This is a genomic window from Bacteroides muris (ex Fokt et al. 2023), assembly GCF_024704895.1.
Classification (GTDB): domain Bacteria; phylum Bacteroidota; class Bacteroidia; order Bacteroidales; family Bacteroidaceae; genus Bacteroides; species Bacteroides muris.
Genome location: NZ_JAMZEE010000007.1, coordinates 111,714 through 121,507, shown reverse-complemented (window position 1 = coordinate 121,507; position 9,794 = coordinate 111,714). Strand labels below are relative to the sequence as shown.

Below are 9,794 nucleotides of genomic sequence, written 5' to 3'. Positions count from 1 at the left end.
AAACTTATCAAAGAACTCTTTGGCATAGTGGCAGAAGCCGCTTAGCCGATATGGTGAATTTTTAACGGACTATTATATAATAATAACCTGACAAATTGCATGGCATAAAGCGAATAACAATAAATTCAATTATAGAAAACATGAAAATAGAAAGAATCAATGAAAAGTTCGGCGTATTTGCCGGATGGTTGCTGCGGGTACGCTGGTGGGTGCTTGCAGCGTTTGCCGTAGTCATGATGTTAGCGGTAATGGGTGTAAAGAAAATGGTGGTGCAAACTTCTTTCGACGATTATTTCATCAAAGGAGATCCCATGTTGGTGAAGACAGACGAGTTCAAAGCACATTTCGGCAATGACTATTATGTGGGTGTATTGACAGAGTGTGACAACCATTTCACAACGCAAAATCTTGAAACGTTACGGGCTTTGTCCAACGAACTGCTTGACAGCCTTTCGTATGCAGACAAAATAATGTCACTTGCCGATATAGAGTTTCTTGCGGGCAACGAAGGAGGAATGGCTATCGAGCAGATTGTTCCGGAAGTAATTCCGAAGGATAAAATTGGGCTGGATTCAGTGAAACAACGGGCTTACAGCAAACCGGAGGTGGCTCGTAAACTTATCTCTAAAGATGGAAAACTGTCATGGATTGTCATCAAATTGCGTCCGTTTCCTGCAGATTCTGTATGGAAGAAAGAGACGACGGTTTCGCCTGATATTCTGACCGGAGAAGAAGTAGACCGGATTATACACAACCCCCAATATACATCACTTCATCCAAAAGCAACTGGAATGCCCTATGTCAGCCAGCAAAAGGTAGTGTTCATTGGCACGGAAATGGGACGATTGGCAAAGTTTGCCATACTTATTTCCATCGTTGTCATGCTGATTATGACACGTTCCGTGCGCGGTGTCGTGGCACCATTTATCGGTACATTTGGTGGATTGCTCGTCACATTCGGCATTGCCGGAGCCTTGGGATTATATGTAGATTCGGCAACGAGTATTATTCCCGTTATATTGGCGTTTGCCGTATCCATAGCCTATAATATTCATTTGTTTTCGTTTTTCGGCAAGCGGATGTTGATTCACGGACGGCGTAAACAAGCAGTAGTGGAAACATTCACCGAAACGGGATGGCCGGTATTCTTTTGCGGCATGACAACCATCGTGTCGTTACTTTCATTTCTTATCGTGCCGATACGCCCGGTAGCCTACATCGGTATCCATACATCGCTTTGCGTGCTGTTTGTCATGCTTACAACCATGCTCGTTACCCCAGTATTGTTATCGTTCGGACGTGACAAGAAACCCAAACCAAACTTCACGGACAATAGCGATACTCGATGGTCGAGAATCATGGTGCGCATAGGTGTTTTTGGCCTGCATAATCCTAAAATAATCCTGAGCGTATTCGTCCTTTGTTGCGTAGCACTCGGCATCGGCGTATGGCGTGTGGAACCGGCTTTCGATATGGAACGGACCATGGGAGAGAAAGTGCCGTATGTAAACAAATTGTTGGAAGTCAGCCATTCTGAACTTGGCTCGCTTTATTCGTATGACTTGATGGTAGAGTTTCCCGAAGACGGTCAGGCTAAATTGCCCGAAAATCTCCACCGGTTGGAACAACTTACGAAACTGACAGAGGAATATCCGTTGACCAAACGGACAACGTCTATCCTCGACATTCTGAAAGATTTGAATCAGACGCTTAATGATGGAGACAGGGCATATTACCGCATCCCGGATACGGAAGACGAGGTGGCTCAGATGATGCTGCTTTACGAGAATGCCGGCGGCACGGAATCGGAATACTGGATGGATTACGACTACCGCCGTCTGCGCCTGATGGTGGAGATGTCCGACTATAATTCAGGTGAGGCGGAACGTGAACTTGCCGACATAGAACAGCGCGCAGTCGGATTGTTTCCCGGTGCAAAAATAACAGCGGTAGGAAACCTTCCGCAATTCACCACCATGATGCAATATCTTGTGCGCGGACAGATTCAATCATTTCTGATTTCGGTACTCATCATCGGCATGATACTGATGATAGTGTTCCAAAGTGTACGGATTGGTTTAATCGGTTTAATACCGAACCTGTTTCCTGCAATTTGCGTGGGTGGTTACATGGGCTGGTCGGGCATACCCCTTGATATGATGACAGCTTGCATAATTCCAATGATGTTGGGTATGGCAGTGGACGACACCATACATTTCATAAACCATGCCAAATTGGAATATGACCGAAAAAGACATTATCAAACGGCTATTCGCCGAACATTCCGTGTTGTCGGTGTGGCAATCGTCACGACATCAGTCATAACATCGGCCGTATTTGCCGGATTTATGGATTCATGCTGTTTGCAATTTTTCAATTTCGGCTGGTTGGCTGTAATTGGAATTATGACAGCCTTGATTTCCGATTTGTTCATTACTCCGGTATTAGTGGAAAGATTCCATGTATTCGGGAAAGAAAAAATCAATAATTCAAAACAAATAGAAAAATGAGAAATGTATTTTTAACATTGGCATTTGCGCTTGTCGCAGTTGCACTACAGGCACAGCAATTATCCGGACGAGACATCATGAAAAAGATAGATGAACGCCCTGATGGAGACACTCGTTATGCGCAAATGGAACTTACGTTAGTGAAAAAGAATGGTTCGAAGCGTGAGCGCAAGGTGGAATCGTGGGCGATGGATATCGGCAAGGATACGAAGAAAATCATGTACTTTACATATCCCGGTGACGTAAAAGGTACGGGATTCCTTACATGGGACTATGACCGGATAGGGAAAGAGGATGACAAATGGCTTTATCTGCCGGCAATGAAGAAAACACGGCGCATCAGCGGCTCGTCGTCCAAGACGGACTACTTTATGGGAACAGATTTCACTTACGATGATATGGGTGACCGGAATATTGACGAGGACAAACACAAGCTATTGCGCACAGAAATACGGGATGGCAAGAAATGTTGGGTGGTGGAATCCGTTCCCGTGGACAAACATGAGATTTATTCGCGCAAGGTGACATGGGTGGCGCAGGAGTTCTTGATGGGCATACGTGTGGAGTATTACGACAAGTTGAACAAGCTTCATCGCATACTGACCGTTTCGGAGATTACTGAAGTACAGGGCTTCTGGACGAAGCACCGCATGGAGATGAATAATGTCCAGACTGGGCACAAAACCATTATCATGATGAAGAATCCGAAATATGACATGAAATTAGATGCTGCGATGTTTACAGTATCCAAATTAGAGAAAGGACTATGAAAAGAATTGCAATTTTCGTTTTCTTGCTTTGTATTGTTTTTCTTCCTGCCTTGGCGCAGGAAGAAAACGAACAACTGCGTGTAAAAGTTAAAGGATTCATGGATACTTATCATGCCCTTCGTACTGAGAGACCCAATGACTGGATGGCATCGCGCAGCCGTGTGAGAGGTGAACTGTCATTGGAGAAAGGCAATGCGGGCATGTTCGTGTCGGCGAATGCGGTTTATAACAGTTTGCTGAAAAGCCAAAGTGGGTTCTTTCTGCGTGAGGCTTACTTGTATTACGGTAAATCTAATTGGGATATCCGCACCGGGCGACAAATCATCACATGGGGCGTGGCGGATGCCATGCGTATTACCGATATTGTTTCACCTATGGATTTTACCGAGTTCCTGACACAGGACTATGATGATATCCGCATTCCGGTGAACTGCGTAAGATTTAAATACACCCATCCCAAGTGGAATGCCGAGGCGGTGATGATTCCGGTAAGTTCTTTTTATGAGTTATCTACTGACAGGAATAATCCTTGGGCTCTCACGCTTCCGGGAGTGTCCATGCCTTATTCTATCAACATAGACAATACACCGGAAAAGCGCTTCCGAAGTATCGAGTACGGCGGACGTATCGGAGCCTATCTTAGTGGAGGTGATTTCAGCGTCAGTGTTCTTCGGACATGGAACAAAATGCCGGTGTTCCGCAAAACCGTAACAGAAAACGGTTCGTTGTACTGTGATGGTGAATACCGCCGAATGACGATGGTGGGAGCTGACCTATCAATTCCATTGGGCAAATTTGTAGTCCGTGCAGAAGCTGCGGAATATTTTGGTGAAGCACAAGATCCTATTATCAATACACCTGTCGTTATCCGCAACAGCACCAATGCCCTTATCGGTTTGGACTGGTATGCCGGAAATGACTGGCAACTCGGAATACAATATTCTCACAAATATATCAGTGGCAACTTGGCGGAAATATCCTCGTATCGCAACTCCGGAATGGCAACTGTCCGTATCTCCAAAGACTTGTTGCGCAATACACTCAATCTGTCCACTTTCGCATACGTGGATGTAGCGAACGGTGGAATTTACAACCGCTTGAGTGCGGACTATGCATTGACCGACCAAATACATGTTTTTGCAGGCTACGATTTTTTTCATGCCGACAAGGGGCAGTTTGCCATGTATGACCACAATTCGGAGGTGTGGGTGAAATTGAAATACAGTTTTTAATCGTTTGTTTAAATCATTATGGAAACATCAAAAATTAGAATCACCGTTCTTTGGGTAGCAGTTATCTGCGGGTTCGCCCTGCATACATTAGCAGACCTGCTGCCTCTGTTCTGGGATGAAAGCATTACGGTTGAAGCGACAGGCAATGCGCCTGTCGGATTGCTTACGTTCATGATGACAGTAAGCTACCTGATACCTGTAATCGGAGTTCTTTGTACTTTGTATGGACGCAGCCGGTCGTGGTATATAGGAAACGCAGTATTGGCGATTCTTATGTTCCTTTTCAATCTGTTCCATCTTGTCGAGTTGTTTACCGGGTTTAGTGCAGTTCAGTTACCACTGTTGCCCGTGATACTTGTCGTCAGCGGATTCCTTTGTATGGAGTCATGTAGACTTATTAAAAGGTGAATCAAAATAATAGGTGTGCAATAATCAACACCTATTACTTTGATTTTTGCAGGTGTTGAATGATATGTGCTGTTAATATAAGAGATGAAGTATATCCCAAAAATAATTTTACACGGATATGTGTTAATTACGTTATTGATTGGCTGTATTGCCTCCACTTGGTACAATGAATGGCAAGAAGTGGAGGCATTAGAATCCGACAACCATAAGATTGACGAATTTCGAAAAGACATAAACAACATCCACATTCAATTGATAGAGTTTTCCCTATTGGGTGAAACGATATTGGAATGGAATGATGAAGATTTAGAACATTACCATGTCCAGCGTATGGCAATGGACAGTATGCTCTGCCGTTTCAAAGCTATATATCCGGCAGAGCGCATAGACAGTGTACGCCATCTTCTCGAAGACAAGGAACGGCAGATATGCCAAATCGTGCAGGTACTTGAACAGCAACAAGCCATCAATGATAAGATAACCAGTCAAGTACCTATAATCGTACAGAAGAGTGTGCAGGAACAGCCCCAAAAGTCCAAGCGCAAGGGTTTCTTGAGTATCTTCAGCAAAAAGGAAGAAACGAAACCAACTGTGACTACTACGATGCTCCGTTCCCTTAACCGGAATATGATAGCTGAACAACGGGCACAAAGCCGCCGTTTATCAGAACACGCCGATAGTCTTGCTGCACGAAATGCGGAACTCAACAGACAACTGCAAGGACTGGTAGTTCAAATAGACGAGAAAGTTCAAGCAGACTTACAGAAACGGGAAGCGGAAATAGCCGCCATGCGTGACAGTTCTTTTATTCAGATAGGTAGCTTGACAGGATTCGTTGTGTTGTTATTGGTGATCTCTTACATAATCATCCACCGAAATATCACCCGTATCAAACGGTACAAAATAGAAACAGCAGATTTAATAAAACAGCAGAAACGGTCTATCAAACAAAACGAGGAACTGATTGCCTCCCGAAAGAAAGCCGTGCATACCATCACCCACGAACTGCGTACACCGCTGACAGCAATAACCGGATATGCCGGACTGATGCGGAAAGATTGCAATACGGATAAAACCGGGATGTATATCCAAAATATTCAGCAATCCTCCGACCGTATGCGCGAAATGCTCAACACCCTGCTGAGTTTCTTCCGTCTGGACAACGGCAAGGAACAGCCGAATTTCTCTCCTTACCGGATTTCGGCAATCACACACATTCTTGAAACGGAGTTTACGCCAATTGCCATGAACAAGGGGCTGGCTCTGGCCATAACCAATCAAACGGATACTATTGTCCTGACCGATAAGGAACGTATCCTGCAAATCGGCAACAACCTGCTGTCAAACGCCATCAAGTTCACGGAGAACGGTGGCGTTTCTCTGACAACGGACTACAATAACGGCGTCCTGAAACTTATCGTCGAAGATACGGGCACGGGAATGACCGAGGAAGAACAGCAACGGGTGTTCGTTGCGTTCGAGCGTCTGGCAAACGCCGCCGCAAAAGACGGCTTCGGACTGGGACTTTCCATCGTTCAGCGTATCATGTCAATGCTCGGCGGCACAATCCGGCTGGAGAGCGAGAAAGGCAAAGGAAGCCGCTTCACAGTGGAAATACCTATGCAGACAGCCGGGGAACTACCGGAAAGGATAAATCAGACACGGATTCATCATGACCGTACATTCCACGATGTCATCGCCATCGACAATGACGAGGTGTTACTATTGATGTTGAAAGAAATGTATGCACAGGAAGGCGTACACTGCGACACCTGCACCGATGCTGCGGAACTGATGGAAATGATACGCCGGAAAGAATACAGCCTGCTTCTGACGGATCTGAACATGCCGGAGATAAACGGCTTCGAGCTGTTGGAACTGTTGCGCACTTCCAATGTGGGAAATTCAAAGACTATCCCGGTAGTCGTGACCACCGCTTCGGGCAGTTGTAGCAAGGAGGAACTTATAGAACGTGGATTTGCAGGATGTCTGCTCAAACCGTTCTCCATATCGGAACTGATGGAGGTTTCAGACAAATGCGCCATGAAATGCAACCGGAATGAAAAGCCGGATTTCACCTCCCTGCTATCCTACGGCAATGAATCCGTCATGCTGGAGAAACTAATTACGGAAACCGAGAAAGAAATGCAGGCGGTACGGGAGGCGAAACAACGCAAAGACCTTCAGGAGCTGAACGCACTTACACACCACCTGCGCAGCTCGTGGGAGATACTCCGTGCCGACCAGCCGTTAAGGGAACTATACAAATTGCTTCATAGCGATGGCACGCCTGACGATAAAACAATTGGTAATGCTATAAAAGCTGTGCTGGATAAGGGTTCGGAGATAATCCGGTTGGCAAAAGAAGAAAGGAAGAAATATAACAATGGATAAGACAAAAATCATCGTGGTGGAGGACAACATCGTGTATTGCGAGTTTGTCTGCAACCTGCTGGCACGCGAGGGATTCCGCACCGTGCAGGCATTCCACCTCTCGACAGCAAAGAAGCTTCTGCTACAAGCGACAGAAAACGACATCATAGTTTCAGACTTACGTTTGCCTGAAGGCGATGGCATCGACTTGTTGCGCTGGATGCGCAAGGAGGGCATGATGCAACCGTTCATCATCATGACCGACTATGCCGAAGTACATACGGCAGTGGAAAGCATGAAACTCGGTTCGCTGGACTATATCCCCAAGCAGCTTGTGGAGGACAAACTCGTCCCTCTGCTCCGTACCATATTAAAAGAACGGAATATCGGACGAAACCGTATGCCGGTGTTCTCCCGTGACGGCTCTGCGTTCAAAGACATCATGAAGCGGATAAGGCTGGTGGCTCCTACTGACATGAGTGTACTGATTTTCGGGGAGAACGGCACTGGTAAGGAGCATATCGCCCACCTGCTGCACGATAAGGGCAAGCGGGCAGGAAAGCCGTTTGTGGCTGTGGACTGCGGTTCGCTCACCAAAGAACTTGCGCCGTCGGCATTCTTCGGACACGTCAGAGGCGCATTCACGGGTGCGGACAGTGCCAAGAAAGGTTATTTCCATGAGGCGGAAGGCGGCACGTTGTTCTTGGACGAGGTGGGCAACCTCGCACCGGAAACACAACAGATGCTACTCCGCGCCATACAGGAACGGAGATACCGTCCCATTGGTGATAAGACGGATAGAAGTTTCAATGTCCGCATCATCGCCGCCACCAACGAGGATTTGGAAAAAGCGGTCAATGAAAAGCGTTTCCGGCAGGACTTGTTGTACCGTCTGCACGATTTCGAGATAACCGTTCCGCCGTTGCGCGACTGTCAGGAGGACGTCATGCCGCTGGCTGAGTTCTTCCGTGAAATTGCGAATCAGGAACTGGAATGCGATGTCATCGGCTTTGATGGAGAAGCCCGCAAGACATTGCTGACCCATGCGTGGCCGGGCAATGTCCGTGAGCTTCGTCAGAAAATCATGGGCGCGGTGTTGCAGGCACAGACGGGTCTTGTCACGAAAGAGCATCTGGAACTTGCCGTGACGAGGGCGACCTCACCTGTCAGCTTCGCCCTGCGCAGCGATGCGGAAGACAAGGAGCGTGTCTTACGCGCGTTGAAGCAGGCGAACGGTAACCGCAAGGTTGCCGCAGAACTGCTCGGGATAGGACGTACGACGCTGTACAACAAACTGGAAGAATATGGATTAAAGTATAAATTTCAGCAATCATAGTCCATAATTCGCTGAATTTAGTTACCCACAAAAGTATGTTTTTTCAAAAAATAGTATTATATTTGCATTTAGAAAAAGTGTTCTTTTGATTTAATGCAAAACGAGGTAAAATACAGAACTTCGCTTGTTTCTAAATCGTTACCCATCAAGAAATAAATCTTTGCAAACTATTCAAATTCAGCGATAAAGACAATTCGTAATGTCTTGCGATGTGAAATGTGATTTTCTTCTTGATACCGGCATCTTTGAGCCATTTCTTGAACGGTTCGCGGGTGTGGGCACGGCTCAGCCCTTTGAAGACCATGCCCCGGCCTTGTTCGCCACAGTACGACAAGGCTTCATCACTCAATGGCAATGTCGCCTGAGTCTTGGTTTTCTGGGTGCGGATGCGCATACAGTAGCCGCCATCGGGCGACAACTCGATATTCTCCCAACGAAGTTGGAGTATGTCGCTGATACGAAGTCCTGTCATGCAGGCGAAAAGTGATGCTCGTTTCAGAACATCAACTTTACAAGGTGTAGTTGCTAACTTCTTCACCTCCTCGATTTCGAGATAGTTGATTTTCGGTTCTTCCCAGTCGATGCGGTCAAGGTAGTCATTGACATTCTCACGGAGCCAGCCTTCCTTGTAAGCCAGTTTTAACAATGCTCGGAAGGTGGACCAGTATCCGGCTGCTGAGTTGCGCGAGATAATATTGCCGGTCTGCTTTACCCGAATTTTAAGAATGTATGTACGGAAGTCGTTACACAGACCGATGGTCACGTCTTTCATCAGACATCTGCCGTTGCAGAAGTCCTTGAAGTGCTTATACACGATTTCCCATTTCTGATATTTCTCCTTTGTCTTGCTCTCGAAATATTCAAGAAAGTCCGCCTGTTTCTTGGTACGGTCGAGGAATCCAAACTCCTCATTGATGATTGCCAGTTCACGGGTGGCACGGATGCCACGAGCTTTGAGCATGATTTCCTCGTTGTAGTCAAGCTCGAACTTATCCTTAGGATTACCGATGAGATAAAGGCCGAGGAACTCCCGGCGCGACATCTTTTTGATGTGCGGATTCCAGATGGGAGGGTAGTAGTCGAGATAGAGCGACAGTTTGCCGCTACGGAGTTTTTCTTTTCGGAGGGTAACTTTGGTGATTGTTGCAGATTCCATATTTCTTGA

At 46.5% G+C, this 9,794-nt stretch carries 7 protein-coding genes; 6 read left to right on the top strand and 1 reads right to left on the bottom strand.

Going from position 1 to position 9,794, the window contains the following annotated elements; all coding sequences use genetic code 11:
• The first annotated feature begins 140 nt into the window (after positions 1-140).
• The 6 genes from M1B78_RS04740 to M1B78_RS04715 all read left to right on the top strand — a co-directional run bounded on the left by M1B78_RS04740 (position 141) and on the right by M1B78_RS04715 (position 8,629).
• Positions 141-2,510 carry an efflux RND transporter permease subunit gene (locus M1B78_RS04740; protein ID WP_257940033.1) on the top strand — a complete coding sequence of 790 codons (2,370 nt, stop codon included), beginning with the start codon at positions 141-143 and terminating at the stop codon, positions 2,508-2,510.
• Positions 2,507-3,280, top strand: a complete 774-nt coding sequence (locus M1B78_RS04735) for an outer membrane lipoprotein-sorting protein (RefSeq protein ID WP_257940032.1) — start codon at positions 2,507-2,509, stop codon at positions 3,278-3,280. Before M1B78_RS04740 ends, M1B78_RS04735 begins: the two co-directional genes overlap by 4 nt.
• Positions 3,277-4,512 (top strand): DUF1302 family protein, encoded by a 1,236-nt coding sequence (locus M1B78_RS04730; protein WP_257940031.1) that lies wholly within the window; start codon positions 3,277-3,279, stop codon positions 4,510-4,512. Before M1B78_RS04735 ends, M1B78_RS04730 begins: the two co-directional genes overlap by 4 nt.
• 18 nt (positions 4,513-4,530) lie before the next feature.
• Positions 4,531-4,920: a hypothetical protein gene (locus M1B78_RS04725; protein WP_136000019.1), complete on the top strand. Its 390-nt coding sequence runs from the start codon at positions 4,531-4,533 to the stop codon at positions 4,918-4,920.
• 84 nt (positions 4,921-5,004) lie between these two features.
• Positions 5,005-7,314 carry a hybrid sensor histidine kinase/response regulator gene (locus M1B78_RS04720; RefSeq protein ID WP_257940030.1) on the top strand — a complete coding sequence of 770 codons (2,310 nt, stop codon included), beginning with the start codon at positions 5,005-5,007 and terminating at the stop codon, positions 7,312-7,314.
• A complete protein-coding gene (locus tag M1B78_RS04715; protein WP_257940029.1) occupies positions 7,307-8,629 on the top strand; it encodes a sigma-54-dependent transcriptional regulator in 1,323 nt (440 codons plus the stop codon). The genes M1B78_RS04720 and M1B78_RS04715 overlap by 8 nt, the downstream gene beginning before the upstream one ends.
• 145 nt (positions 8,630-8,774) lie before the next feature.
• On the opposite strand, the gene M1B78_RS04710 is transcribed toward M1B78_RS04715, so the two are convergent.
• Positions 8,775-9,785 carry a site-specific integrase gene (locus tag M1B78_RS04710; protein ID WP_257940028.1) on the bottom strand — a complete coding sequence of 337 codons (1,011 nt, stop codon included), beginning with the start codon at positions 9,783-9,785 and terminating at the stop codon, positions 8,775-8,777.
• Positions 9,786-9,794 lie beyond the last annotated feature (9 nt).